Annotated in this window: 28 protein-coding genes and 1 pseudogene; 17 read left to right on the top strand and 12 right to left on the bottom strand. The window is 46.7% G+C overall.

What is annotated here, in order from left to right:
- Window positions 1–3: 3 nt before the first annotated feature.
- From BS614_RS11460 to BS614_RS11395, 14 genes and pseudogenes are all read left to right on the top strand, one after another.
- Complete coding sequence (locus BS614_RS11460; RefSeq protein ID WP_157116071.1) at window positions 4–1,152, top strand: RluA family pseudouridine synthase; 1,149 nt, start codon at window positions 4–6, stop codon at window positions 1,150–1,152.
- Between the two features lie 59 nt (window positions 1,153–1,211).
- Window positions 1,212–1,790 (top strand): SLOG family protein, encoded by a 579-nt coding sequence (locus BS614_RS11455; protein ID WP_026081201.1) that lies wholly within the window; start codon window positions 1,212–1,214, stop codon window positions 1,788–1,790.
- 157 nt (window positions 1,791–1,947) lie between these two features.
- Window positions 1,948–2,763 (top strand): adenosylmethionine decarboxylase, encoded by an 816-nt coding sequence (speD, locus tag BS614_RS11450; RefSeq protein ID WP_036610662.1) that lies wholly within the window; start codon window positions 1,948–1,950, stop codon window positions 2,761–2,763.
- A 183-nt stretch (window positions 2,764–2,946) separates the two neighbouring features.
- Complete coding sequence (gene flgB / locus BS614_RS11445; protein WP_036610664.1) at window positions 2,947–3,357, top strand: flagellar basal body rod protein FlgB; 411 nt, start codon at window positions 2,947–2,949, stop codon at window positions 3,355–3,357.
- Between the two features lie 150 nt (window positions 3,358–3,507).
- Window positions 3,508–3,948, top strand: a pseudogene (locus BS614_RS11440) (GNAT family N-acetyltransferase); the annotation flags it as partial.
- 207 nt (window positions 3,949–4,155) lie between these two features.
- Window positions 4,156–4,608, top strand: coding sequence for an NUDIX domain-containing protein (locus tag BS614_RS11435; RefSeq protein WP_074096806.1), 453 nt, complete (start codon window positions 4,156–4,158; stop codon window positions 4,606–4,608).
- An 18-nt stretch (window positions 4,609–4,626) separates the two neighbouring features.
- Window positions 4,627–5,490 (top strand): helix-turn-helix domain-containing protein, encoded by an 864-nt coding sequence (locus tag BS614_RS11430; protein ID WP_084174492.1) that lies wholly within the window; start codon window positions 4,627–4,629, stop codon window positions 5,488–5,490.
- A gap of 68 nt (window positions 5,491–5,558) precedes the next feature.
- A complete protein-coding gene (locus tag BS614_RS11425) occupies window positions 5,559–6,086 on the top strand; it encodes an ankyrin repeat domain-containing protein (RefSeq protein ID WP_074094051.1) in 528 nt (175 codons plus the stop codon).
- A 166-nt stretch (window positions 6,087–6,252) separates the two neighbouring features.
- Window positions 6,253–6,768 carry an RNA polymerase sigma factor gene (locus BS614_RS11420; RefSeq protein ID WP_074094050.1) on the top strand — a complete coding sequence of 172 codons (516 nt, stop codon included), beginning with the start codon at window positions 6,253–6,255 and terminating at the stop codon, window positions 6,766–6,768.
- Window positions 6,765–8,099 (top strand): DUF4179 domain-containing protein, encoded by a 1,335-nt coding sequence (locus tag BS614_RS11415; RefSeq protein ID WP_074094049.1) that lies wholly within the window; start codon window positions 6,765–6,767, stop codon window positions 8,097–8,099. Before BS614_RS11420 ends, BS614_RS11415 begins: the two co-directional genes overlap by 4 nt.
- 94 nt (window positions 8,100–8,193) lie before the next feature.
- Entirely contained in the window at window positions 8,194–9,237 is a 1,044-nt protein-coding gene (locus BS614_RS11410) for a S66 family peptidase (RefSeq protein ID WP_074094048.1), read from the top strand.
- Between the two features lie 64 nt (window positions 9,238–9,301).
- Window positions 9,302–9,607: a hypothetical protein gene (locus BS614_RS11405; RefSeq protein WP_074094047.1), complete on the top strand. Its 306-nt coding sequence runs from the start codon at window positions 9,302–9,304 to the stop codon at window positions 9,605–9,607.
- Between the two features lie 235 nt (window positions 9,608–9,842).
- Entirely contained in the window at window positions 9,843–10,604 is a 762-nt protein-coding gene (locus tag BS614_RS11400) for a threonine/serine exporter family protein (protein ID WP_074096804.1), read from the top strand.
- Between the two features lie 18 nt (window positions 10,605–10,622).
- Entirely contained in the window at window positions 10,623–11,081 is a 459-nt protein-coding gene (locus BS614_RS11395; RefSeq protein ID WP_074094046.1) for a threonine/serine exporter family protein, read from the top strand.
- A 130-nt stretch (window positions 11,082–11,211) separates the two neighbouring features.
- Here the strand turns inward: BS614_RS11395 and BS614_RS11390 are convergent, their stop codons facing one another.
- The 10 genes from BS614_RS11390 to BS614_RS11345 all read right to left on the bottom strand — a co-directional run bounded on the left by BS614_RS11390 (window position 11,212) and on the right by BS614_RS11345 (window position 21,399).
- Window positions 11,212–11,757: a DUF2569 domain-containing protein gene (locus tag BS614_RS11390; RefSeq protein WP_074094045.1), complete on the bottom strand. Its 546-nt coding sequence runs from the start codon at window positions 11,755–11,757 to the stop codon at window positions 11,212–11,214.
- A gap of 110 nt (window positions 11,758–11,867) precedes the next feature.
- Entirely contained in the window at window positions 11,868–13,736 is a 1,869-nt protein-coding gene (locus tag BS614_RS11385; RefSeq protein ID WP_074094044.1) for a transglycosylase domain-containing protein, read from the bottom strand.
- On the bottom strand, window positions 13,730–14,470 hold the full coding sequence (locus BS614_RS11380; RefSeq protein ID WP_074094043.1) for a hypothetical protein: 741 nt from the start codon (window positions 14,468–14,470) through the stop codon (window positions 13,730–13,732). Before BS614_RS11380 ends, BS614_RS11385 begins: the two co-directional genes overlap by 7 nt.
- A 98-nt stretch (window positions 14,471–14,568) precedes the next feature.
- The gene (locus BS614_RS11375; protein ID WP_074094042.1) at window positions 14,569–15,702 is read right to left on the bottom strand and encodes a sensor histidine kinase; all 1,134 of its coding nucleotides are present in this window, start codon (window positions 15,700–15,702) and stop codon (window positions 14,569–14,571) included.
- Between the two features lie 55 nt (window positions 15,703–15,757).
- Complete coding sequence (locus BS614_RS11370) at window positions 15,758–16,492, bottom strand: response regulator transcription factor (protein WP_017689932.1); 735 nt, start codon at window positions 16,490–16,492, stop codon at window positions 15,758–15,760.
- The gene (locus tag BS614_RS11365) at window positions 16,489–17,445 is read right to left on the bottom strand and encodes an aminoglycoside phosphotransferase family protein (RefSeq protein ID WP_084174491.1); all 957 of its coding nucleotides are present in this window, start codon (window positions 17,443–17,445) and stop codon (window positions 16,489–16,491) included. Before BS614_RS11365 ends, BS614_RS11370 begins: the two co-directional genes overlap by 4 nt.
- Window positions 17,446–17,551: 106 nt before the next feature.
- Window positions 17,552–18,019 carry a DinB family protein gene (locus tag BS614_RS11360; RefSeq protein WP_244898302.1) on the bottom strand — a complete coding sequence of 156 codons (468 nt, stop codon included), beginning with the start codon at window positions 18,017–18,019 and terminating at the stop codon, window positions 17,552–17,554.
- 354 nt (window positions 18,020–18,373) lie between these two features.
- The gene (locus tag BS614_RS11355) at window positions 18,374–19,315 is read right to left on the bottom strand and encodes a DUF1963 domain-containing protein (RefSeq protein ID WP_074094041.1); all 942 of its coding nucleotides are present in this window, start codon (window positions 19,313–19,315) and stop codon (window positions 18,374–18,376) included.
- Window positions 19,316–19,693: 378 nt separating this feature from the next.
- Entirely contained in the window at window positions 19,694–20,983 is a 1,290-nt protein-coding gene (locus BS614_RS11350; protein ID WP_074094040.1) for an ammonium transporter, read from the bottom strand.
- The gene (locus BS614_RS11345; RefSeq protein ID WP_074094039.1) at window positions 20,980–21,399 is read right to left on the bottom strand and encodes a hypothetical protein; all 420 of its coding nucleotides are present in this window, start codon (window positions 21,397–21,399) and stop codon (window positions 20,980–20,982) included. The genes BS614_RS11350 and BS614_RS11345 overlap by 4 nt, the downstream gene beginning before the upstream one ends.
- Before the next feature lie 286 nt (window positions 21,400–21,685).
- Here BS614_RS11345 and BS614_RS11340 point away from each other — a divergent pair, with 286 nt between their 5' ends.
- On the top strand, window positions 21,686–22,177 hold the full coding sequence (locus tag BS614_RS11340) for a DinB family protein (protein ID WP_074094038.1): 492 nt from the start codon (window positions 21,686–21,688) through the stop codon (window positions 22,175–22,177).
- A gap of 116 nt (window positions 22,178–22,293) precedes the next feature.
- On the opposite strand, the gene BS614_RS11335 is transcribed toward BS614_RS11340, so the two are convergent.
- Together BS614_RS11335 and BS614_RS11330 are read right to left on the bottom strand one after the other, a co-directional pair.
- The gene (locus BS614_RS11335) at window positions 22,294–22,797 is read right to left on the bottom strand and encodes a GNAT family N-acetyltransferase (RefSeq protein ID WP_074094037.1); all 504 of its coding nucleotides are present in this window, start codon (window positions 22,795–22,797) and stop codon (window positions 22,294–22,296) included.
- Between the two features lie 132 nt (window positions 22,798–22,929).
- Window positions 22,930–24,030, bottom strand: a complete 1,101-nt coding sequence (locus tag BS614_RS11330) for a peptidoglycan DD-metalloendopeptidase family protein (protein WP_167544398.1) — start codon at window positions 24,028–24,030, stop codon at window positions 22,930–22,932.
- A gap of 220 nt (window positions 24,031–24,250) precedes the next feature.
- On the opposite strand from BS614_RS11330, the gene BS614_RS11325 reads away from it, so the two are divergent.
- Both BS614_RS11325 and BS614_RS11320 read left to right on the top strand, forming a co-directional pair.
- Complete coding sequence (locus tag BS614_RS11325) at window positions 24,251–25,012, top strand: response regulator transcription factor (RefSeq protein ID WP_074094036.1); 762 nt, start codon at window positions 24,251–24,253, stop codon at window positions 25,010–25,012.
- Window positions 25,009–26,769 carry a sensor histidine kinase gene (locus BS614_RS11320; protein ID WP_074094035.1) on the top strand — a complete coding sequence of 587 codons (1,761 nt, stop codon included), beginning with the start codon at window positions 25,009–25,011 and terminating at the stop codon, window positions 26,767–26,769. The genes BS614_RS11325 and BS614_RS11320 overlap by 4 nt, the downstream gene beginning before the upstream one ends.
- Window positions 26,770–26,946 lie beyond the last annotated feature (177 nt).

Here is a 26,946-nt window from a genome sequence, read left to right as displayed (position 1 = left end):
TTCATGAATAAACGCAAACGTCCAACAGGCAAAACATCGGCCTCGGCCAAGGGAAAAACATACGCAGGTTCATCTACAGCACGTTCCGGCAAGTCTAACTTCTCATCTGCCAAAACATCAGGTGCTTCCGCATCACGCAATACGGAGGAGAATAAGAAGCCAATAACCGCAAAATCATCGGGTGCACCCAAGAAAGCTGGAGGTAACAAACCCAAAAATGCCAGCGCATCTAAACGACCAGGCAATTCCTACTATCGCAAGCAGGAACCACCACGCCAGTACAAAGTAACCGAACCGGACGAACTGTTGAATTTCCTGTTGCAGCATCTGAAATCAGGACGGAACGCAGTGAAGTCCATTCTGGGTCGTGGACAGGTATCCGTGGATCAGAAGGTCGTAACCAAGTTTAATGAAGCGCTGACGCCAGGTCAGATTGTCTACATTCGAAAAGAAGGTGCAGTCGCTGCTCCTTCCTTGACGGGTATTAACATTTTGCATGAAGACGATGATATCATTGTGATCCGTAAGGAAGCCGGACTATTGTCCATTGCCGCTGACAAGACAGATGACCTGACGGCTTATCGCCAACTAACAGAGCATGTGCGCCGCACCAATCCGCTCAACCGGATCTTTGTTGTCCATCGTCTGGATCGGGATACGTCGGGTGTGATGATGTTTGCCAAAAGTGAAGAGGTGCAGCAGAAGCTGCAAAACAACTGGAAAGAAAATGTACAGGACCGCGTCTACGTTGCCCTTGTTGAAGGTTCGGTAGCCAAAGAAGAAGGTACCATCTCTTCCTGGTTGAAGGAAACCAAAACGCTGAAAATGTATTCCAGCTCTCGTCCGAATGATGGACAACATGCCATCACACATTACAAACGTCTGAAGTCGAACCGTGAGTTCTCCCTGCTGGAAGTGCGTCTGGAGACAGGCCGCAAAAATCAGATTCGTGTGCATATGGAAGATCTCGGACATCCGATTGCCGGTGACAGAAAATATGGTGCACGTACAAGAGATCTCGGCCGTCTCGGACTTCATGCACGTATACTCTCATTTATCCATCCCACAACGGATGAGTTAATGTCATTCGAAACGGATATTCCAAAGCCATTCCTGTATCCGTTCCGTGCAGAAACTCCACCTGTGAAATAACTGTTTCTTTATAGAGAATCGGCTGATTCATGGATCATGCCTGAAAGGAGGAACGGACACTGAAAAATCTGTTGATCACCGGTTACCGGGCACATGAATTGCAAATTTTTGGACAGAAGCATGAAGGTATTCCTTTTATCAAAAAAGCCATCTCCTCCCGCCTCACTCCACTTGTCGAGGATGGTCTGGAATGGGTGCTGACGCCGGGGCAATACGGTGTGGATCTGTGGGCCTGCGAAGTGGTCATTGATCTGAAGAAGACGTATCCACATCTGAAACTGTCGATTATCACTGCCTTTCAGAACCCTGAGGAGCAATGGAAAGAAGACAAGCAGGAGTATTACCGTTCCATCCTCTCGGGTGTGGACTATTACGGTGCGATTAGCAATCAACCTTATATCGGGCCTTGGCAGTTCACTGCACGGGATGACCTGTTGCTGCGTAAAAGCGACGGTCTTCTGCTCGTCTATGACGAAGATGCCGGAGAAGGCAGCCCCCGTTTTGTGAAGGAAAAAGCCGTGAAGAAACAGCAGAACGAGGACTATACAATCATCAGTGTCACTTCAGAGGATATTCAATCTGTAGCTGAGGATGAGCGCATGAACGATATTGCGGACTTCGACGATTCTTCATTCTGAAAAAATGTAGATCATCTGAAGTCCATTCATGCATAGCTTTCATCAGAGGGGAATCGTATTTTGAATGACGTACATATGTTTTTTTTCGAGGCAGGTTGGGTATAAGTAGTATTATAACTGCGATGATATGTCGTATGGGATAAGGGGAACTGCAACCATGACAATTACGCCAGAGCAGCGCATTCAACTGCATGGATTTAACAACCTGACCAAGTCGCTCAGCTTTAATATGTACGATATTTGTTATACCAAAACCAAAGATGAACGCGAAGCTTACATTGAATATATTGATGAACAGTATAACGCCGCACGGCTGAGTAAAATTCTGAACAACGTCTCCGACATCATCGGAGCCCACGTTCTTAATGTTGCCCAGCAGGATTACGTGCCTCAAGGTGCGAGTGTGACGATGCTTGTCTCCGAAGGTCCAATCGTGGAGATCCCTGAAGAATCACTCGATGAATCTCCCGGCCCTCTGCCCGATAACGTTGTCATGCAGCTGGATAAAAGCCATATCACTGTGCACACCTACCCTGAATTTCATCCTAGTGAAGGTATTAGTACCTTCCGTGCGGACATTGATGTCTCCACCTGTGGTGAGATCTCACCGCTTAAGGCACTGAATTATCTGATCCACTCCTTTGATACGGACATTATGACGATGGATTACAGGGTGCGTGGTTTTACGCGGGATACGAGCGGACGCAAGCTGTTCATTGACCATGAGATCGGCTCGATTCAGAATTATATTCCGGATGAGATCAAGAGCAGCTTTGACATGATTGACGTGAACGTTTATCAGGAGAACATTTTTCACACCAAATGTAAACTGAGGGAATTTGATCTCGACAATTATCTGTTTGGGTACACCAAAGATAAGCTGAGCAAGAAGGAACAACAGGAGATTACGGAGTGGCTGAAGCTGGAGATGGACGAGATCTATTACGGCAAAAATATTAATCGTCCCTCTTAAAGAGGTTGTTCAACGCTGATCCACAAGGGCAAAATCTAAGACAAGATTTCATGAAGGCAGGGTTCTTCTTTATGGGGGACCTCCGGCATGTGCTTGTCTTTTTCTTTGTTATGTTGACAGTGTGCAACTTTATTTCTTATTATAGAAGTAACTGTACAATCTACAGTGAAGGAGACTGAGCCCGTGATCGAAACGAATACGACAAGACGTAACGAATCACTGTTACAAGCGCTTACTGCACAGCACAATGCCATTACCAACAACATAGCCAATGCAGACACGCCCAACTACAAAAAGAAAACGGTAGAGTTTCAGGAAGAGTTGAGACGTATCGTTGAAAATGGCAAAACAGATCAGCTCGCCATGAAGCGGACTCATGACAAACACTTTCCTATCAGTGATCCCAATTCTTCGATCGTACAGTACCGAATTGTCGAGAACAACGAAACAGCCATGAACAATAACAACAATAACGTTGACATTGACAAGGAAATGGCGAATCTTTCGGAGAATCAGCTCATGTATAACTACATGGTTGATCGGGTCAGTGGACATTACAAAAAAATGAAGAATTTATTGAATGATCTGAAATAATGAATGTACAAGCAGCCCGAAACGGCTGCTTTTTTTTATGATTTTTTCCCCTGAGTGTAGCTCGTTTTGTGCCAATTTTCGGTATCCGCTCCTGTTCGTAGTATAATGGGGAGAAACGATTGATTTCATATCGAACAAAAGAGGTGCAACATGTCTCCACGTCATTTAAATGGTTTTCAAGGATCCAAAGTCAGATTAGCGGCCCCATGCCCGGAAGATTGCATGCGTCTCTCCCGCTTCACAGATGATTATGAATATTTGCGCAACATGGATACTGATATCGCTATTCCGTTAACGCCGGATGAGACAGGATCCTCCTCTGTCCGCCGAGACAACGGATTTGAATTTGCATTACGTACACTGGAGGGTAACCGATTCATTGGATTCACAGCCCTCTACCGGATTGAATGGAACAATCGCTCCGCTCGTCTTGCCATTGGCATCGGCGAAGAAAATGATCGGGGTAAAGGTTACGGCAGTGATGCCCTTGCTCTGATTCTTCGATATGGATTCCACGAATTGAACCTGAACCGGATTGCGCTGGAAGTCATTGAATACAATGAAGCCGCTAGACGTGCGTACCTAAAAGCTGGATTCCGGGAAGAGGGTCGCCAGCGTTCAGCAGTTTTGCGGGATGGCATGCATTATGACCTGATCTCGATGAGTATCCTTGCGGAAGAATGGTCGGCACAGTCTGGGCTTCCATTGTCATTCCAGTCTACTCACACTCCTCAATCTGGGGAAATGGACGCGGGTGGTTTTTCACAACGTAATGGGAACGAACAAGCTGCGCTGTCAATGTCGGAATTAAGTTCTGTTCCAAAAGGTGAATCTGAAATTTCACCTCGCATCGGCGTAGGTGCGGTCATCCTGAATGAACGGGGCGAAGTGCTTCTCGCTTGGCGGAATCGTCAGCCCGAACAGCACACTTGGAGTATTCCTGGCGGGAAAGTCGATCCCTATGAATCACTGGAAACTGCCGTCATCCGTGAAATCAAGGAGGAAGTGAATCTGGATATCGCCATTGACAGTCTGCTCTGCACGGCGGAGACGATCCAGCCAGAGCAGAAGGAACATTGGATATCCGTGCTCTATTCCACCAAGGTGATTGGCGGTCATGCTCATAATCTGGAAGAAGGCGGAGCCATCGGTGAGATCGGCTGGTTCCCATTGAATGATCTGCCCTCTCCACTCGCCTGCTTTGCCGTGCCTGGGCTGGAAGCTGTGAAGAAGCTGTATAACCAGAATTAAGCTTGGAGGTGCTTGCAAGTGTTGGAGATTCCTCTTCCTCAACCTGTACCCTTCATTCTGCATGAATCGAGTTCCCAATTCGATTGGAAAGGCAGCGGCTCGCTATCACTGAAAACATTCCGTAACGGAAAAACGCTCTATGAAGCGGGACGCGGTCACTTCGCAGTCAATAATGAGAACTATCTGCTTCTGAATGAGGGCCAGGAATATAGTCTTCACATTGATTCATCTACTCCAGTTGAATCCTTCTGTATCTTCTTTCCTCCCGGTTATGTGGAAGAGATCGGTCGGAATCTAATGACCAGTGATCTTCGGCTACTTGATGAGCCGTATAGTTATTCACCCTCAAGCAAGATGGAATGGGTAGAACGTACATACGCGATGGATAATCGGCTTGGCGCAGCCCTGAATCATTTGCGGAATTTCTACAGTCAAGACAGGCTGGACTCCTGGGCAATGGCGGAGCAGCTTCATCAGCTTGCTGTTCACATGCTGGATCTACACCGTAACGTTCAGCAAGAGATCAACGAACTGGATATGATCAGACGTTCAACCCGAGAAGAGTTGTACCGAAGAGTCTATATCGGGCATGAGTATATCTCCGCCTACTATGATCAGCCGTTAACGCTAGAACAGACAGCAGCGGCTGCACAACTATCCGTGAATCATTTTCTACGCAGTTATAAAAAGTTGTTTGGTACTTCACCCCATCGTTATCTGACTGAATGTAGACTATTGGCTGCGAATCAGCTTTTGCTTGATTCGGACAGGTCTGTCACCAATATCTGTTATGATGTGGGCTTCGAGAGCCTCGGTTCGTTCAGTTCATTATTCACTAGACGCTTCCATAGCTCTCCTTCCCAGCTGCGGGCAAAAAGGTGATTATGAAGAAGAACCTCTGAAGAGGAACATCTATAATTACATTATCTCATCAGATGGAGGTATTCCTTATGAATCATGCAGAACAAATTAATCAACTATTTCAGGCTGCACAGTCTGGAGATGTGGCCAACCTGCAATTATTGCTCGCTTCTCACCCGGAACTCACCAATACTGAAAATCAGGAAGGGTTAACTCCGCTGGGATATGCCTCTCATTATGGACAAGCAGGAGTAGTTCGTCTTCTTCTGGAGCATGGAGCGGATGTTAACGCCCTTTCTCATTCCAAGATTTCCTTTATTCCGTCCAATACTGCACTGCATGCCGCACTTGCCGGAGAACGTTCACCAGAAGTTATCCAACTTTTACTCGAACATGGGGCATCCACGAATATTCTGGACAGCGATGGACAATATGCGTTGCACTCCGCTGCATTTCATACGGATCAGATCGAACTTATCGAGATGTTACTTCAGCATGGAGCTGATCCAAACGCGCTAAACTCAGCAGGCCAGACCGCACTGGAGATTTCACTTGAACGTGGTAACACATCTACAGCTTCATGTCTGCGAGCAGCCGTAACAGCGCAACAGCAATAATGATCAGCTAGAGTGAAAACATAAATAACCGCCAGAACTCTTTTTGGAGTACAAAGAGGAGGTCTGACGGTTATTTGTTGTTCGATTACATTTTTTTCAGAAAATAAGAACCGTTTGGAGCCTTACACGGTCTAATACTCAACATATCCATGAAAGGAGGAGCCATGTGACCCCTACTCATCTCACCATCGCCGCACAAAAAGGGGATGCCGAGGCTTTCGCAGCCTTAATGGAATTACATCAGAGCCGACTGTACCGTATCGCCTATGCCTATCTGCATAACGAAGGTGATGCGCTCGAAGCGATTCAGGAATCAACCTTCAGAGCGTTCCGTCAACTCAAAAAATTAAAAGAGCCCTCCTACTTTGGCACTTGGCTCATCCGCATTATGCTCAACTACTGTGCAGACGAACGCAAACGCAAAAGTCGTTTCCGTCCCGTCACCGAGATTCATGAATCCAGCAGTTGGGATCGTCCTGCGGACCCCGATCTTGCTGCCGCCGTCTCCACTCTTGACCGGGATTGCAAACAGATTATTATTCTGAGTTATTTCGAAGGTTTCTCCTTAACTGAAGTTGCCGATATTCTCGACATCCCGACCGGAACTGTAAAATCCCGATTACATCGGGCACTCGGACAGCTCCGTGATCAACTTGAAACGAAAGGAGATGTATCCTCATGACGGATGAACAAAACTCATTCGACACATTGGAAGAACGTCTGAATACTCAAAAGACGGAGTACGAAACCATGCCTGTACCGGATGCTGCCTATCAGGCTGTGCAGTCCGGAATCCGCCAGGCTGCCCGTAAGCGAAAGTCCCTGCTGCGCTGGTATATGAGCTCCATCTCGGCAGCTGCCCTCATCCTGTTGTTTACCGGTTGTATCCGCGTCTCTCCCGCCTTTGCGTCCTTTGTAGAGCAATTGCCCGGAATGGAGGGCATTGTGAGTATGATTCGCCAGGACAAAGGATTAATGATGGCGATCGATCAGTCTCTCTTGCAGAAGATCGGTGTCACCGACGAGCATGATGGTACTTCCTTGACCGTTGATGGCATTATCACAGACGAGTCACGTATGGTTATTTTTTACACGATGAAAGGCATGAAAGATCCCGAGAAATTCAACTATGATATTGATCTGCTCGATGAGAACGGTAAAGATCTTCCAGTTGCGTTTACTCACGCTTATCCAACACCTTCACCAGACGAGAATGTGAATGAGAATATGATAGACGTGATCTTCTCGGATGGAACCTCTCCTCCTGAAGAGCTGAGCGTCGTGTTTAAGGCCAGAGATACAACGCGTGCAGAAAAGTGGAAAATAACGTTCCCGGTAGACAAGAATCTTACCAAAGGCATGAAAAAGGTCATTCCTGTGAATCAGACGTTAACAGTGGATGGACAGCGTATTGATGTGAAACAGGCTACTATGTATCCAACACGTCTTGTGCTTGATGTGAATTTTGATCCTAAAAATACCAAGAAGGTATTTGGCCTCAGCGATCTTCAACTGGTTGATGAGCAAGGCCGCGCGTGGAGAACAGATACCTCAACCGGTGAGGATGAACGTTCCATATACTTCGAAAGCATGTACTTCTCCATACCGAAAAAGCTGACCTTGCAGGGATCTGGCTTCTCGGGATTGGACAAAAAGGATCTGAATCTTTCACTTGATCTGAAGTCACGTCAGATTACAGGTGGTCCTCCTGGATTGAAGATGGTTGGCAGCAAGGTTGAAGGCAACGATTTAATTATTGACTTCTCTGTTGCTGGCAGTATGCAAGGTGGGTTCGTTCTCTCTTTCGGAAATGTTAAAGACAGTGAAGGGAAGTCATATGAGGTTCCTGGAACCAGTTGGAGTAGTGGGGAAGGGACGGATGATAGTCATACGATTGTTTCTTCTACTATCGAAAATGGAGCCAAATTAAAAGGTGAAGTGAAGATGAACATCTCCACCTATCCGATGAAAATCAAGTCACCATTCTCATTGGAGATTCCTGTGAACCCTTAATCTGAACACAACGTGCTTTCAATAATCGGATTAATCTATATAATGGAAATATTCATGAAGATGAGCAATGCTCACAAGAAAGGGTGTTTCCACAATGAATAATCGTTCAATCCGTTATCCGCAACCACTCGCGCAAGGGGACATGATCGGTGTGGCAGCCCCCTCCAGCGGTGTAGGCGAATCCCTATACCATTATCTTGAGGAGAGCAAACGTAATATGGAGCGCCTTGGTTTTGGCGTGGTGGAAAGCCCATCGCTCCGCCACAACACCAAATGTGTGAGTGGCTCCAAAGAGGAACGCGCCGAAGAGATGAATGAGTTTTTCCGCAATCCAAATATTCAAGCCATTATCCCTCCATGGGGCGGAGAATTTCTGATGGATATCCTCCCCCTGCTGGATTGGGAAGCTTTGAAAACATTACCGCCCAAATGGGTCATGGGATATTCGGATATCAGTACGTTCCTGTTCGCCTATACCCTGATCACCGGAACAGCATCCGCACATGGCACCAACTATGTTGATCTAAGATCAAACGCCCTCGATCCCGTGACTGCCCGCTGGATTGATGTGTTACAGACCAAATACGGCGGACAGATCACACAATCGTCTTCCACACATTATCAATCGGCATGGAAACCGGAATTGCCTGGATTTAACCTGGATACACCTTCGCAATGGAAACAGCTCAGCCACTCGGAAGATGCAGACACCGCTGTGGCGTTCTCAGGTCGGCTGATCGGCGGATGTATGGATACGATCACCTGTCTGATTGGTACGCCGTATGCACCCGTGGCATCATATCTGGATCAGTATTGTGCAGACGAAGGAACCATCTGGTATCTGGAGAGCTGTGAGATGAACGCGGGGGATATCTACCGTCATCTGTGGCAGATGAAACAGGCTGGCTGGTTTGCAGGTGTAAAAGGTTTCATGTTTGGCCGACCTGCCGGTTATTCCGATACCGCCGATTTTAATTTTACCGATGCCCTATCCTCTGCACTTGGGGATCTGGATGTCCCTGTACTGTACGATGTGGATCTCGGCCATGTTCCGCCCCAGCTCACCTTTGTGAATGGAGCATTGGGCAAAGTCGCCTATGAAAATGGACGCGGGAGCCTTGAGATGGCGTTTGTGTAATCACCTTTTATAGGCAGATGCATACCTTGAAGTAAGAACTTATTTTGAGGAAGGGTTGTGCATCATGTCTGAATCCACATCCACGCCATCCACGCGTGTCGTGTATCAAGCCAATCAACCGATGCTTCAATCCGTGCAAGGTGTGCGGAATATGCTTCATCATACAGCCCGGCAGCATATAGGCAAGAAGGTACAAGTCCAGAATATCGATGGGCAAGTGTGGGAAGGTGTCATCATCAGTGCAGACCGGGGGATTTTGTATCTCCAGGTCACCCCGATGCATGGATATCCTGAACCGCGTGCCTTGTTTGGACCAACGATTTTGCCGCTTGTGCTGTATGAATTGTTGGTTATCACACTGTTGATGTAGTGGCATTGTACTTCTATATCCGAACCTGTTCCAAGAAGCTTCGCTCCTGAGATCTTCAAGTCTTGGGAACGAAGCTTTTTTATGGTCTCGGCTATGGTGCGGTATGATTCCTTGCGAGCGTGTGAAATATGATACAATGGTGTCGCACCACCCCATATCTCATATGAAACGGAGCTTGATCCGGTTGGAATACATACGTCATGATTCATCACCCGTATCACAAGTCGAGACGGGTATGATTGGCAGCAACCCTACTGAACAATCCCGCGTGATTGCCATCTGTCTGCTCGCAGGCAAAATCATGCTGCAAAGCGGTGGTGAAACCTACCGTGTGGAAGATACGATGAAACGTATGGCGGCGGCGCTGGGTTTACCCCATTCGCACAGTTACGTTGTCCCGACAGGCATCTTCTTCTCTGTTGATGCAACCGAACCCGCCAAGCTGATTCGCATCTCTGAGCGTACAACGGATCTGGACAAGGTGTCCGAGGTGAATGCGGTCTCCCGCCGCATTGGACAAGGTGAGCTATCCGCTCAGGAAGCCCATGATCTGTTGGTACAGATCGAAGGCAAGCCCTCCTCCTATTCAACGGCTGTGCAGCTTACGGCCGCAGCGTTATCCAGTGGTTGTTTTACCATTATGTTTGGCGGGGGCTGGAGCGACTTTCTTCCGGCGCTGATCTGTGGGGGCATAGGTTATGCAGCCGTTATTGCCTTTCACCAGTTGGTACGGGTCAAATTCTTTGCCGAGCTTACGGCATCCTTTGTTATTGGCATACTCGCTTTTCTCCTGATCTATATGGGAGTGGGTCATGAACGGGACAAAATCATTATTGGTTCGGTTATGCCGCTGGTTCCGGGGCTGCTGATTACCAATGCTGTACGCGACCTGATGGCCGGGCATCTCGTATCCGGATTATCCAAGGGAGCCGAGGCATTTCTGACTGCTTTTGCCATAGGTACCGGTATTGCAGTTGTATTTTCACTTTTTATGTAAGACGGAGGAATGCAGGATATGCTCCATTTTATTGAACAAGCCTTAACCAGTTTTGTCGCTTCAGCCGCGTTCGGGATCATCTTCAACGCACCACGGCGCATGCTGCTCCATGGTGGATTTGTCGGCATGATCGGCTGGATTATCTATATCGTACTTGAATATGCAGCGGATGCGGTGCCTGCTACACTTGCAGCGACCATAGCCGTAGGTGTCATCAGCCAGATATTCTCTCGCATGTTTCGCGCACCCGTCATCATCTTCAGCGTTGCAGGCATCATTCCTCTGGTTCCTGGTGGACTGGCGTATAATGCGATGCGAAGTTTTGTGCAAAATGACTACAGTGCCGCTATGGAGATGGCCGCCAAAGCACTCATGTTATCCGGCGCTATTGCCGTAGGCCTTGTGCTCTCCGAGGTATTAAACCAGATGATACGCCGAATTCCCGCCTCACTGCGGACAAAATCATCATCGAAATGATTATTCTTTTCACATATCAGCACACTTAAGGCCCGTTAGCATACAGGATAAAATCTTGTATATCTACGGGCCTTACGTGTCACTACCCTATAGAGCACTATAGTGCAGTGAGACAATCAAAGAAGTCTATTTACTTCACAAACGTATTCTTCACACGTACCGACCTCAGGAAATATGGAATGAAGATACAGCACGTCAGAATGGATCGTATCGTCAAATTAAATGCTGATGTTGGATCGAGCACATGCTGTTCTCTCGGAATCTCAATTCGTGCGATCATAATCCATGTCATGATTCCAATGAATACATTCACAATGCACAGCACAATCATCATGCGTGGAAACTGTTTCTTTTTCTTATACAACAATACGAGATTCAAGATAACAATCATTAGTAAAATGACGCTGCTTATGACTCCGAACCAAAGGAGCGGGCGTATTCCCTCAGTATAGAGTTCCGGATCGACACCACGGACACCCTCCCATCTTACCGGATCCATAATGACATTTACCTGCGACATATCCGCGATCAGAAGCGCCAGTGAGACCCACAGGCCAATCTGAATTAAAATAAGCCATCCGCCTAATCCAGAGATGCCAGGCCGTTCCGGTCTGATACCACTTTTAGGCTGCAGCGAGCTTGTATCCAGTTCCGAGTTCCTATATTTATAGTTCATTTCAGCCTCCGTTTACGATAGATAAGATACATATTATACATTAGAGGCTACATACTGTGTTATCCAAGAGAAGGAAAGAACCGTCTGGACTCCGTTCTCTCTCTTGCATTCTATTGGGTAGCACGTCCCATCACTGTTGCGAACAACTCCGCTGCAACACCACTTCCTGACCTCATATAATGTTCTGTATCTGTATGATCAAATCCCATCCAAACCGCCGCAGTCCAGTTACTCGTATAGCCCACAAACCACAGATCCCGATTGCCCTCTCTTCCCACACCAGGTAATGCAGCCTGTGTTGTTCCCGTTTTCCCTGCTACCTTGTGCTGACCGAGTTGTGCACGGCTTCCCGTCCCCTGACTGACTACATTTTGCAGCATTCTAGTCATGGCATTCGCCGTGCTAGAAGAGATTACCTGCTTATTTTCCGACATATGAGCAAATATTGTTCGTCCACGGGAATCTGTAATCTGGCGTATCAGATGGGCTGTATTCAACTTGCCATTATTCGCAAACACCGTATAGGCCTGTGCCATCTTCATTGGTGACACCCCCTGATGCACACCTCCCAAAGCAATCGAGAGGTTTAGATCTTCTTTCCCCAGTTCAATACCGAGTCGTGCCGCAAATTGATGTGCATCGTTTAGCCTTGTCTCATGAAGCAGCCATACGGCTGGGGCATTGATGGACTTTTGCAAGGCTTGGGACATGGCTATTGAACCACTGTAACACCCACCGAGATTGGAAGGTTGATAGCTGCCATATTGCATGCGTTTATCCGGTAGTATGCTCTCTGGCTTGAACTTCCCCGACTCCAACGCAGGGCCATATGCAATAATCGGTTTAAAAGAAGAGCCTGGCTGCCTTGCATCCATAATCGCCCGGTTGATGCCCCCTTTTAAGGGATTACGTCCACCCATCATCGCTTTCACTTCACCGTTGTGCTGATCGATAATAACCATACTTGCCTGGACTAGCTCGTCTTGGCGATCATCGGGGAATCGGGTAGTGTCTGCAAATGTTTCTTCCATCGCCAGTTGTGCCTGCTGGTCTAGCCCGGTTTGAATAACCCAACCTGCCGATTGAATCTCCGCTTCACTTTTACCTGTGAGCCGAGAAGCCTCCTGAATCACAGCATCCACGGCAGACACATATGCGGGCTTGCTCAAGCCCGGTGAAGTTGTTGCATTCAATACGGTTTCAGGCGGCGTGTAATCGACGTCACGGGCTTTGAGCATCTGCTTTCGTGTAATTAGTCCCTGTTCATGCATGAGTCCAAGGATAACGGCACGTCTTTGTTTGGAAAGTTCAGGATGATCTACTGGATTGTATATGGATGGACCTTTTGGCATTCCGGCCAATGTAGCAATCTGCCATAGTTCCAACTGGTGCATATCCTTAATTCCGAAATACCGCCAGGCTGCCGCCTTTACACCATACTGCTGGCGTCCCATGTAGATCTGATTCAGATACATTTCCAGAATTTCATCCTTGCTGTATTTCTTCTCAAGAGCCATTGCAATGGACATCTCATTCACCTTTCGACTCAACGTTTTATCCCCATTCAAGTACAGATTTCTTGCCAGTTGCTGCGTGATGGAGCTTCCTCCCTGACTCAGATTCATATGTATAATATCTTGCACTATGGCCCTGCCGAGACCGATGAAATCCAGTCCATCATGGTTGTAGAAACGTCGATCTTCTGTAGCCAAAAAAGCCATCTTTAATAAATCCGGCATGGCGTTCAGATCAGCATATTCGTAATACCCTTTGGTCTGCGTATGCAGCCTCGAAATTTCGGTCCCCTCTGCATTCGTAATAATGGTTGAGGAGGCCACCTGCATAGCCTCTGGACGATTGCGAAGCACTCCTTCGCCATAAGTAATCAGATAGAGATAGAAAAAGGCCAACATCAAAACGACAACCACTGCTCCATCAAATATGTAATACATCCATTGCTTGCCCCTGTGCTTCAACATTCAGGCTCCTTGTGTACCTGTTCCATTGAAACTACGCGTTCCTGTCCATTCCGTTTTGTAATCTCCAGAGCATGTTGAAGCAGCAATGTCTGTTCATACGCCAACTTGGCCCAATGCTGAACTTCCACCTCGTCCTGGCACCGCCCTTGGATGATCTCATCCAGAGAAGATTGAATACGGTAGAGAGTAAGTTTTATCGGTAAGTCCACCTGCGTAGATATAGTTTCAGCATTCTCCTTGTCTTCTGTAATATGTTGCTGAAGTCCGGGTTGCTCATGCTTAATAGACGCTCCCTCTATCTCTCTTCTCTCCTGTTTCGGTTCTGATATGCTCAGCCGATCCTTATGCATGAGAAACGCAATCGCATTCAGATTGGCAGCAATTTGTCGTAGTTCACCACCACTGAGAACATCAATTCTTCCAGGATGGTGGCCCAATGCAAGTTCGGCTGTTCCGCGTGCAAGTTGACTGAGATCTTCCGCAATTTTCTGGGATCGAATCCAGAAAAAGATCGCAAATACGGCTCCACCAATGAAGATGAAAAACGGCTTTGTTCCGATATGGTTGATTCCCCAGTTCATCATACGCGTTATCCATGCTGTATCAGGAAGGACATGGTTATGCGCAAATCGCAGCACATGATAAACGACAAAAAGGAGCGCTGCGCTGAGTAACGCGCTTGCTCCTCCAATGTATATGTATCTTAGTCTTACAGTACTGAATCGGGTCTTCATATTTGGTATCCTCCTCTATACAACAATAAGTAATAGAGGTAGCATACCGAATATTTCTTAATGAGGAAGTAGTTAACTTCTTACCAAATTCTTAATTATTACTGCTCTTCGTAATTACTTGGCGGAGCAGCAGTTACAGGGAATCGGGTAACAAAATCCGTTCTGCCATTTTCACTGTAGGCAACGATACTTCCTCGATGTAATTCAATCATCGATTTGGCAATCGCCAGGCCGAGACCCGTACCTCCCGTTTCACGGGAACGCGATTTATCCACACGATAGAATCGATCAAACAGATGTGGCAGATCTTGTGCCGGAATCGATTCACCATAATTACTGATGCGGACTACAGCCTCTTCACCTTCAAGGGCCAACCCAATCTCCATTAGTTTACCCTGCGAACCATACCGAATGGCATTGCTGAACAGATTCTCATACGCCCTTACAAGCTCCCCCGGAGCAGCTTTTATCCATAGTGGCTCTTGCCCGCCGATGATCTTGTAGGTCATGCCAGCATCCTCCAGCATGGGAGCAAACTCTTCAGCCAGCTGCATCAGAAACGAATTCAGGTTCAACGCTTGCAAAGACAACGGAAGACTCCCGCCACTCACACGCGTATATTCAAACAAGTCATCAATCAGCTTACGAAGAGTCAGGGATTTCTCATAGGCGATGCTAACGTAATAGCGCATCTCAATCTCATCCTGGTAGCGATCCTTCTCAATGTACTCCAGAAATCCCAGAATAGAAGTGAGTGGTGTTCTCAGATCATGTGATATCCCCGTAATCAGATCGTTTTTGGCAGCAACTGCATTACGCTCTTCCTGAAGCGATAATTGCAATTGTTCAGCCATTTGATTAATGCTTGCAGCGACCACTCCGAATTCATCCGAGGTCTTCACTTCGATGCGATGGGATAGCTCTCCTTTGGCAACTTCCTGAATTCCTGCCGTAATTTCATCCAGAACTCGCATCACCTTGCGAGAGAACAGGAAAAAAAACAGCACAAAACTGAGCACGCCTACCACAATCATCAAAGGCACCGAACCAATATTATTCACCAACCACCTAATCCCCTGGGCCGGAATGGAATAATCCGGATACGTCTGAGCTTCCAGGATGGTCTGCCCCACCTGACTGCCTCCGTACAAAATAACTGCAGTTAATATGCCACTCAGCAAAAATGCATAGATAAATTTCCATCGGACTGTATTAATCAACTTTGAATTCATAATAGGAACTCCCTGAATGTGTTCATGTCACATGACATCCTGTGGATGTACATGTTTATTGCGGTTTGATCATCTTGTAACCCACACCCCATACGGTCTGAATGAACTTGGGATGTTTGCTGTCGAGTTCAATCTTCTCACGAATCTTGCGAATATGTACCATGACAGTATTGTTCGATTCCATGAATTCTTCCTTCCAGACCTGACGATAGATCTGTTCCATACTGAGTACTGAACCTTGGTGTCGAGCCAGTAATTCAAGAACAGCAAATTCACGCGGAGTCAGACGAACCGGCTGCTCATCCACCCAAACTTCATGTGTATCGGTATTAATGACCAGATCATCAATAACCCACTCGTGCTCTTTGTTCTCCCGACCTTCATTGAAGGTATGATACCTGCGCAGCTGAGATTTGGCCCGTGCCACAAGTTCAAGCGGGTTAAATGGCTTGGTCACATAATCATCAGCACCGATGCTTAGCCCTGTAATTTTATCCATATCCATACTTTTGGCGGACAGCATAATAATCGGCATTTTCTGCTCTTCCCGAATTTTCATACAAGCTTCGATTCCGTCCATATTTGGCATCATAACATCCAGAATAATAAGATCAATTGACTCTTTTTTCAATTGTTCCAGTGCTTCAAGCCCATCATTCGCAGTGAGAATCCGATAACCCTCGTTGCCAAAATAAATTTCCATCAATTTAATAATCTCCTGCTCATCATCCACAAGCAGAATGGTTGCTGGCTGTGCCACGGCATTATTCCTTTCCCTTCCATAATTCATGATCTGTTCAAAGTATACCACCGAGGGACGAAACTGCGAAAATCATCGTGATCTTCACGGACACGCTCGATCTTGTTCATCATCTCATGTGTCTCTTCCGGCTTCACCTGCTGAATCCACACCACAGAAGACACCAGCGCCATAGCCGTATACAGTGAATACAATCTCCAGAATAACTCATTCGGTTCATTGCCATCGAAATAGCCCTGAATCTGACCTATGGAATATGGAATACTGATCTCCGAAGCAAACAAACCCAGCTTCAAAAATTCATGAATGGGATCCCCTTGATCATAACGATTAAAATCAATCACTCCTGCGAGTTTATCCTGCTTAACGACAAGATTGCTCGGGTGGAAGTCATCATGTTGAAATCCATCTGGACGATTTTTCATCCAACCGAAATGGTCTGCAATAAACGTTAGAATGGCCTGATCCTCTTTCATCACGATCGGGCACTGTTTATAGCGCTCTACGTAACGTTGATGCTTCGTGCTCTTGCGTATGTACCATGATTCGGTCTGTTCCTCCATCGGCAACTTGTGAATCAGTTGTAGCTGCGCTCCTGCTTCAAAGCCAACCGCCCACTGCTGCTGTTCATTCAGTTGAGGCAGTCTCTCGGAAGCATCTTCGCCTTCAATGTAGCTAAGAATCATATAACCGTTCTTCTCATCCAATCTACCTGTGCATAACGTTGCTGGACACAGTACACCTAATTGTTGCATGCTCTTCAAACATTGATATTCCCTTTGCTTCATCCATTCCTCAGCAACATCATATATCCTCACCAACACATGGCCTTGGCCAGGGACAAAAATTTTGAATTTAGCATCCGCTGAATAACCCTTTATAACGGGTTCAATCCGTGTAGCCTGATCAAGTTCAGGAATCTGTTTTAACCTGTCAATCAACGTATTGTCCATCAATGCATTCCATGTATTATGTCGTTGCATACCAGAATCCTCCGTTATTTCACGTATAACGTGTAGTATCGTCGGTCTATTCCCACTTTAACCCATGATGTTTCCTATAACATGCTTATATGTATTCTATCTATTTCTATTTAAAAAGTACTGATTCGGGTTCTTTGCCCGTCAGGGTCAGCATCGTATACAATTGTCCTCTGTGATGATATACATGCCCCATAATCTCAAGTAACCACTCCAGCCGACTATAGGAAGCTCCCCAGTACGAATCCGTCACATGTAATAACTCTTCCGTGTTAAACTGCCTGTACCGTTGGTATAGATACATCTGGTTATCAATCAAAGCCTGCTTGATCTCACCGAGCGAATGCACCTGATTCTCTGCATAGAATTGAGCCATCTCTTCCTCCGATGCACCTTCGGAAATATAAACATCCGCTCGGCAGATCACAGACAGATGAGCTAGTAATTCTCCAACAGGCCGTTTACCTTCAATTGGAGTCAAAGCCAAATCTTCTTCCGACAACTGATCACATATATCAATCAACGATGTTACGGCCACGTCAATATGTTTGAACGCAGATTGAATCAACAGATACACTTCCTTTTTATCCCATTATACAGAACATATGATCGGTTATCAACCAAGATATCCCTCCCTTATATATACCCCAAATCTATATAAATTGAACAAAACATTTACACAAAACGTAGAGGACAGAAAGGACCTGAAGAAGCGGAGCGTTCGCCTTTATCCCCGGATTTCCCCTTTATAAAAGGAATCAAAAAAATCTGGGGATAACAGCGATCGGAAGGTTGTTCTGTCATCGGAGTGTGCAGTGTAAATATTATTTAGTTCAATTTATATAACAATCTACGAACAAAAAAAGTCCTTCCTCCTTCATATAGACGGGATTCAGGACATTTTGTTGCCTATTTGTTTTCAAATCTTTGTTCAACTTGAGTATAACGAACAATACGTTTGCTCGAATCGTCCAGCCTCCAAGTCAGACTTGCGAATGAAAAATTGCAGTTCCCCGCAATCCCACCATTGGAAACCAATAGCATCATGTGTATCTATCTTCAACAGCAGCAGTGTATCGGATAGTTCCTGCCATGTCCGATCCTCATCACCGCCGTAATGCTTGGTCAGCTTCTTCTCACACTCCTGCTCATTATAATCGTACTCTTCTCCCAATGCGATCTGTAACAAGGCACGATGCTCGGCATCCGGATGCTGCCCGTCAGGATATCCAAACATTCCACCCCAATTCAGCGTACTCGGATGATTCCAGCTCGACTCGAATTCAAGGTATCGGTCATACAGACTCACTTCCGCTTCGGCCTCATCGGTCTCAAGCTGAGGCGGCGAGAGCTCATTCAGCGCGTTGGCGTCTATATATGCATATGTAGGAAACTCCAGATTAGGCAGTACAGTCACCGAATGTGCAACAAACGGGGCTCCATCCAGCGCGGTATCACCTTCAGGCTCTCGCCTTATTAGGTTATGAGAACTCGGTTCAAAAATCACACGATGTTCAATGGGACAAGCAGATTCATCCGTGCCAACGAAAAAGTATAACATTCCACGTTCAGGCAAAGTCCCGCGCCCATCATTCGGCGTATACGGCGACAAATCCACCAGGTTCAGTTGGGCCAGGAAAGTCATTGGAACCCCTTCTTGTGTTACGGGCCATTCCATGCGACTCGGCAAATCCGGATGCCCACCCACACGTGAGTTTCCTGTCCTGCGATATTCGTCCAGTGTGGATACATCGAGGCGAATTCCCCAGCGGCTTGAAGATAACAACAGATCGGCAGCAACTCCCAAACCATATTCCTCAAGTGTTTTACGGGCTTTCCTGGTCAGACGTTCACATTGTTCTGGCTTAATCATATAGATCCTCCCCTTTTGACAATACACCTATGCTGAGACATATTCAGGTTCACACCTGTATATTCTTCCGCCCGGACGTCTTTCCCTGCTTCTATATAAATTGAACTTAAGAATATTTTACACTTACCACTCCGATGACAGAACAACCTTCCGATCGCTGTTATCCTCAGAATTTTTTAGATTCACCTTTGCAAAGGTAAAAATCCGGGGATAGCGTATGCTTCCGATGTAGCTTTCTTGCAGAAAGCTTATAGGCGAACTCTTCGTTTCTTCAGGTTCTTTCTGTCCTCTACGTTCTCGTGTAAATGTGTAGTTCAATTTATATAGAGAAAAGAGACTGACATCCCCTGTCAGTCTACTTCTTCATCCTATATCCATTTAACGATTTGGTTCAGAAGATTTTTCCTGGTAAGCACGCATATGCTCCTCACCGTCCAGGAATTCATGGGCCTGATGGGCTGCCATCACACCATGATAGCTGATATCCAGACCCAGATCTTCCTCTTCTTCTGTCGAACGCACAGGCACAATTTTGCCAATCAGCTTTAACCCGATCCAGGTCATGGCGAATCCCCAGATGACCAGGGCTGTAAGGCCAAGTGCCTGAACACCCAGCAACCTCCAGCCGCCGCCCATAAATAATCCACCATCCGTGGCAAACAGACCTACAGCAATCGTGCCCCACATCCCTGATGCGGCATGCACCGGGAAAGCACCAACTGGATCATCAATCTGCCGACGGTCCAGCCAGTTAGTGGCAGCCATCATCAACAAGCCAGATACTGCCCCAATGAATATCGCTGCTACATCACCAACAAAAGCACAGCCTGCCGTAATACCGACCAGTCCCGCAAGCGAACCGTTAATGACCGAGGGTGCATCTGAACGATTGAAGCGGAATAACGTATACAACAGCGTAACTGCACCACCCGAAGCCGCAGATAACATCGTGACAATGGCAATGTGACCAATTCTTACATCCGTCGCGCTGAGTGTACTACCCGCATTGAAGCCAAACCAGCCGAACCATAATAAAAATGCACCTACAGATGCCAGTGGCAGATTGCTTGGGAGTGCAATGGCACTTACGCCAAGTGGCGTGTACTTCCCTTTACGTGGGCCAATGATAATCGCAGCAGCCAGTGCCGAGAATCCGCCGAGTGCATGGATGACAGCAGAACCGGCAAAGTCCTGCATCCCCAGCTGACTAAGCCAGCCGCCGCCCCATGCCCAGTGTCCACCAATTGGATAGATGATCGCCGTCATCAATATGATATACAACAGGTAGGCACGGAAGTTGATCCGCTCGGCTACCGCTCCTGAAACGATTGAAATAACAGCAATGGTAAAGGCAGCCTGGAACAACCAGAATGTCTCCAGAGATACTGGCACGTCCAGGTGAGACAAATCCCCATTCAGGAAAAATCCCGTTACTCCCGCAAAACCGCCTACGTCCGAACCATACATCAGTCCAAAACCGATGGCATAGAACAGCAACGTTCCAATCGTAATGTCAGCAAATACCTTCATAATAATGTTCACACTATTTTTATAACGCACAAAGCCAGCCTCGAGCAGGGCGAATCCACCCTCCATCAATAAAATCATCGCTGCACTCAGTACGACCCAGACCGTATCAATCCCGGTGCTTAACGTCTCCAAAGTCATGTTTGTACATCCTCCGTTTCACTAAGCTGTCTGAGCTCACGAATTGTATCGGGCGCAAGCTCAATCTCGTCACGCTCAATGCTGTCCGGATGCTTAATTCGTTCTGCGATCTGATCCAATTCACGTATGCGTCTGCGAATCTGTTCCATCTTGCGAAAACGTTCCTTCACCTGCACCATATACTCCACCGCCTGATGATGGGATGCGGGGCGGCCCGCAAACCATTTGCGTACAGGCGACAACGATTGATAAGCAACCTCTTCCGCTCGACGCTTTTGTTCGAACTGTTCGATCTTTTTCTTGAGCGTTTCGATCTCATTTTCTTTTTTGACCTTCAGCCGTTCGATAAGGTACAATAAATCGGACGATGATATTTGCAATGCTGTATGGTGATACACCTCGTCGATTACTAACATATCATGTCAGGACTCCTTACATATCAAGTTACTTGTACCGATTATAGTTTGCCGGGGCCTGCCCGTCAATCTTTTTTTGGACTTGGTATGGATGGAAATGAACCCGTTCATAGAGAACGGCTTTTTTTATTTGCCACAGATTACATCTAACAAAGGCTAATCTTGCCCAGGTTCGCATTCACTCTTCCATTCTCAATGCTTATAGAATAAGCATCCACATTTGGGGTAATGAACATACACAGACTACCCGCATCATAGAACCTGTATATAAGGAGAGGATTCCACAATGTTTACTCGTAATGACGATATACGCAACCAAATCTGGGAAGCAGTTTCTGGACTCGAAGAAGAACAATTGAACCGAAAACCTTCACCCCAACAATGGAGTATTATGCAAGTACTACGACATCTGAATCTGATGGAAAATGTAATTGGAAAACAAGCCCGCCTAGCCCTCGAGAAGGAACAGACGGTGTCTGTGGACAAAAAACCATATGAATTATCGTTGCACCGCAGCCGCTCCGTCGAGGCACCACCCCATCTTCAGCCTCCAGCAGCGTCTGAAGCACTTGAAGACGTACGCAATGATCTGGACGAATCTCACCAAGCGTTAAATAACTTTGCATTGGATCATGATCCTGACCTGCTGCGTAGCAAGTCCTTTCCTCATCCCGTATTTGGTGAGATGGATCTTACCCAATGGATTGACTTTGCAAGTTATCATGAGGAACGTCATCTGGGACAGATTCAAGAGATTAAACAGCAGCTTGGCGTGTAAGCACAACCTATACTTTCACATAGCGAAGAATATAGTCTAACGACAAAAAAACCTCCAATCCTATTAATTTAGGTTGGAGGTTTTCAGTGTTCTTATGTTACGAATAAGAACGACACTTATATTTTTTTGCCCAAAATCGCCAGATCTCTATTCACACCATCCAACACGGCCACTTCGGGATAATATCCCCACTGTTCAAAACCATGCTTGCGCAATAACCCCAGACTCGGTTCGTTATGCCCGAAGACAAATCCGAGAATGGTTGTAATTCCAAGTGCAGGACATGCTGCAAATACCGTTTCGAGCAAACGTCCGCCAGCCCCAATTCCGCGGCATTGCTGATCCACGTATACACTGACTTCCACCGTTCCATTATACGCAGGGCGTCCATAGAACGAGCTGAGACTTGCCCAAGCTACCACATGCCCTGCCTGCTTCATCACCCAAAGCGGACGATGATCCGGTGAATGTTCCTCGAACCACGGAACACGTTGCTCCACCGTCACCGGCTCCAAATCCGCTGTTGCCATACGGCCCTCAATGGTAGAATTATAAATTTCCACAATCCTCGGCAAGTCCTCAAGGCGCGCATATTCAATCTGCACATCTTCCAGTTTCATCGCTATTCCTCCATCATCTCAGATCGTTCTATTATCATAGAGGATATTATAATGGAAAATAGAAGCCTTCGTCACCTCTAACATTCTGACAGAGAATTACTCATCAATACCGCGGGCGATACGCCACCATCATTACTCTGGCAGTCTCTGTATTGTGTTACCACGAGTGAACTGCTGACTCTGGTCTGCCCAACGAATGTTAATTGAGCGAGATGTGAACAGATCCGGGCCATCCGATACCTGGAAATGCAGATGAGCTTCACTGGAATTTCCCGAATTACCAAGCTCACCGATAGGGTCTCCCTGCTTGAGCTTATCTCCTTTTTTGACCGAAACACTGCCTTCCTTGATGTGTCCTGTGATGCTGTATTCACTGTTGCCATGGTCGATTACCACGTAGTTACCAGCCGGTTCTTCCGGATTCATGACACCCGGTACATTGTCCGGTATATCATTTTTGATATCGACCACAGTACCATCGGCAGCTGCATAGAGCGGTTCACCAAAAGCATAGTAGTTTTGATTTTCCTTTGCATCACCTTGATAACTGGATTGCTCTTTGGTCCGTACGATATCCAGCGCATACCGCTGGGTTTCATGCTCATAATGATAGTTCGACAACACATCATTACCTCCCCAGAATACATACCATTCTCCCTTCATCGGCAATTGAAATTCCGTTTTGGTGAATTTGGCATCCGTGTCCTCATGAGCTTGCAGCGGTTGGATCGAGAGACCTTCAATTTGATTTTCTTCGGAAAAATAAGCTCGAATTCCTTTCGTCCCAGTCTGATCCTTCCAGGCCACCTCAGATATTTGATTCATTTTGGCGTCTACCACTTGCTCCCATGATTCAACACCCTCCAAAAAAGGATCGGCAGTCGTTTTGAACTGTTCAAGCGTTAACGTCCCCTTCAATTCGGGAGAGAATTGATTATAGATTGCATCCTTTGAACCGTTCATCAGCGTATCTATGAAATTGTCCGGTGTAACCATCGCGCTCACCTCTGAACTTGAGTTCTGCTCCTGATTGGAGTTCTCGCTCGCTTCATTATTGGACGCCTGTTCTGCTGACTGCTGCTCTGCCTGGTCGGAAGTAATGGAGTTACTGTTGCCGCAAGCAGACAGTATTACGCAAGCTCCAAGGGTAATCGCAAGCACCTTCCAGCCCTTTCTATTCTGTAATTTCGAATGTGTATGTTGCTCTGATTTCACATGACCTTCTCTGTTCATTTTCAACATCCCTTCTGCTAATCGTTATACTTTCCAGTTAAGTGTACAGAATGAGTCTTATCCTTCGTCTAACCCCAACTTACCAGTAGTTAAACTCGTCTTGCCTTCTAACGCTGCATAATTAAGATTCCGTTAAGATAGCTCATACGTTATACAGCCTTCTTGGATGGTATGATTAGCAATACACACAACGGAAGGATCAGGAGGTCATTTTTAAACTATGGATAACGTCTCATTACTGCTTGTGGATGATGAACAGGCTATTCTGCATATGCTCAAAACCGTTCTGCTCAAAGAGCAGTTTCTCGATATTGATACCGTTACAACAGGCGAAGCTGCCATCGAGGCATGCAACAACAAGACGTATCATTGCATCGTGCTCGACATCATGCTTCCTGGCAAAAGCGGACTGGAAATCTGTCCTTTTCTACGACAGGTCACCGATGCGCCCATCCTGTTTCTGACGGCCAAAACAACCGATTATGACAAATTAACCGGATTCGCTGTTGGTGGTGACGATTATGTTGCCAAACCCTTTAATCCTCTGGAAGTCGTTGCTCGAATTAAATCATTACTGAAGCGTTATTTACCATCTAAAACCGCAGCGATCTCGGATCACGTCCCATCTAACGTAAATACGTCATATCCCAGCACATCGGAAGGCGTGTACGACTTTGGACGGTTTCAAGTGCTGGAGTGGGCTGGTGAACTTCGTGTTGAAGGTGAGTCCGTATCTTGTCCGGCACTTGTGTTCCAACTGTTACTCTTTTTCTGCAAACATCCCAATCGAATTTTCACCAAATCAGATCTATATGAGCGGGTCTGGGGCTCGGAAGCCATTAGTGATGACAATACCGTGATGGTTCATATTCACCGCATTCGGGAGCGCATTGAAGCCGATCCTTCCAATCCGGTGTTTCTCGTCAACGTCCGGGGTCTGGGTTACAAACTGATTCAGCCGGAACATGTGTCACGCCCATGAGTATTCGTCGCAGGTTAATGACCCGGTTTATCGGGATGCTTGCCGGTGCAGTCGTTCTTATCATCCTGCTTGGGTCTGTAGCGACTTACTGGGTCGTGCAAAAGGTGAATGAAGTGAATCTGGTAGATGATTTTGCTGCCAACGGTCTGGACCAATTAATTAATACAGCAGAGATCATGCCGGATGATACGATCCGATATGACCCCGAATTGCTAAAGCAAGTGGATAAATATCAAGGCTGGCTCCAAGTTTTGGATGAACAAGGTTACGCCATTGATGAATACCACACACCCGCCGATGTTCCTACTCACTATAAACCGGGGGAATTGATTGCATACTGGGAAGGCCAGAAGCCTTTTCCTTATCAGATCGTCATGCTGATCCGGGAGAAAAACGGGAAGAACTTCACCTTGTTATATGGCGAGAGTAATCCGGCCAAGTCCTTAATGAATAACATTCGTTCAGACCTTGCTTTCACCAACGGGAAGCTTGACCTTCGGCCCGACCAACAGGAGGCCCTCCATGCCGCCAATGCTTATCTTCAAGTATTGGACGCATCAGGAAGCGAGCTCTCCTCCTATAATAAACCAGCCATGGGCGTACCAAGCGAATACACCATTCAGGAACTGGTTCTGCAAATTCGCTATCCGAGTCGATCAGGTATGTCTGTTGCAACGTGGTACGACGAACAGAATGAAACCACCTGGCTGATTAGCATACCTGGTGATCCATTGGCGACCGGAACTCAAAACCCCTACAGTTTTATTCTGGAACCGGCATTGGTTATATTGATCGTGTCTATCATCATGCTGCTCATTTTGCTTGCCTTCTGGTATGCCAACCGATTTGGCTCACCCATGCTGCATATGCTCCAATGGTTACAGCGTCTGGAGAGGGGGCACTACGAGGAACCTACTGGAGCCTTCGGAATCCCTCGCAGTCAGCGTCGTAACGGAAAGTGGAAGCGAAAATACAAGGTATATGCTGAAGTACTTCACTCCATGCAGGCCCTGTCTCACACATTGAAGCAAGATGAAGAACTTCGGAAACAGACCGATTCTCTGCGGGAGGAATGGATCGCTGGCATAACACATGACCTGAAGACGCCCCTCTCCTCCATTCAGGGTTATGCGCATATGCTTGAGGCAGATAAATATAGCTGGACCACGGAGGAAGTCAGGGAATTCGCAGGCATAATGCTCGATAAGTCCATGTATATGGACAGGCTTGTCAACGACCTTGCCATGACCTATCGATTACGCAGTGGAGGATATCAACCTGTGGCGGAAGAGACTGACGTAAATACGTTACTTCGTGATCTGATCCAGCGCGCTGAACGGAACCCGGCATATGGGGAAGGACGCATCCTATTCCAACCTTCCGAAGTACCAGTGTATGGACTTGTCCATATTCCGTCGTTTGAACGAATTGTGGATAATCTGACTGCCAATGCCCTTCTTCATAATCCGCCCGAGTCCATCCTGGTTGTCAGTGTGCATTCTGGTGAACACGCAGATGCATTCAGCATTCAGTTTGCCGATAATGGACGCGGCATGGACTCCGAGACGGTATGGAAGTTATTTGAACGATACTATCGCGGTACAGATACAGGTACATCGGATGTTGGATCAGGGCTGGGTATGGCGGTAACCAAAGGTTTGATCGAAGCCATGAATGGTCGTATTGAGGTACAGTCCACCCCTGGTGAAGGAACGATCATTCGCTTAATATGGGATGGGCCGTCCGAAACCAATTAAAATGTTCCGCTTGACCTTTCCATTTTCAGTCTATATAATCGACACTCAATAACACCTGTTCCAATATATTAATATTGAATGCAACACATTTCAGAATAATTTGAATGAGTTGATCTAACATATTTGGCGATGACCAGAGACATGATTTCGTTTGCGTGCTGCCCAGAGAGAGAAGGG

The sequence above is a fragment of the Paenibacillus xylanexedens genome, from assembly GCF_001908275.1.
Lineage (GTDB): Bacteria > Bacillota > Bacilli > Paenibacillales > Paenibacillaceae > Paenibacillus > Paenibacillus xylanexedens_A.
Note: the sequence above shows the minus strand (reverse complement) of the source record. Positions and strands in the feature narration are given on the sequence as shown.